The organism is Rhizobium sp. J15, from assembly GCF_002531825.1.
GTDB lineage: Bacteria > Pseudomonadota > Alphaproteobacteria > Rhizobiales > Rhizobiaceae > Rhizobium.
Genome location: NZ_NWSX01000111.1, coordinates 1 through 794, shown reverse-complemented (window position 1 = coordinate 794; position 794 = coordinate 1). Strand labels below are relative to the sequence as shown.

1 protein-coding gene is annotated in these 794 nt (G+C 63.6%); it reads right to left on the bottom strand.

Annotated features, from left to right (window positions below):
• The coding region (locus tag CO670_RS32365) for an FAD-dependent oxidoreductase (protein WP_141502480.1) at positions 1-794 on the bottom strand (794 nt) is incomplete at both ends.

Here is a 794-nt window from a genome sequence, read left to right as displayed (position 1 = left end):
GTCTCGACATGGGCGGTGATGCTGCCCGCGCCCTTCTCGACCTTCGTGACCTTGGCGCTCGTGAAGATCTTGAGGCCGCGCTTTTCCAGCTGCTTGCGGGCAATCGCGGTGACTTCGGCATCCTCGACCGGCATGATGGTTGGCATGACCTCCACAACAGTCACGTCGACGCCCATCGAACGGTAGAAGCTTGCGAATTCGATGCCGATCGCGCCCGAACCCATGACGATCAGCGACTTCGGCAGCGCATCCGGCTTCAGCGCCTCGAAATAGGTCCAGATCAGCTTGCCATCGGGCTCGATGCCCGGCAGCGCGCGCGGGCGGGCGCCGGTCGCGATGATGATGTGCTTGGCGGTGTAGGTGCCCTCGCCCTTGACGTTCTTCGGCAGCGGATGCTGCGGCTCGACGACAGGCTTCGACGACTTGCCGACGACGATCTCGCCGGGCTTCGTAAGTTTTCCTTCGCCCCAGATGATGTCGATCTTGTTCTTCTTCATCAGGAAGCCGACACCGGCGTTGAGGCGGGCGGAAACGGCGCGCGAGCGGCCGACGACGGCCTTGGCGTCCGGTTTGACCGTGCCTTCGAGAACGAGACCGAAATCCTTGAAGTGTTTGGCGTGATCGAGCACCTCGGCCGAGCGCAGCAGCGCCTTGGTCGGGATGCAGCCCCAGTTCAGGCAGATGCCGCCCATATGCTCGCGCTCGACGATCGCGGTCTTCAGACCGAGCTGGCTGGCGCGGATGGCGGCGACATAACCGCCGGGGCCGGAGCCGATAATGATGACGTCGTAGGA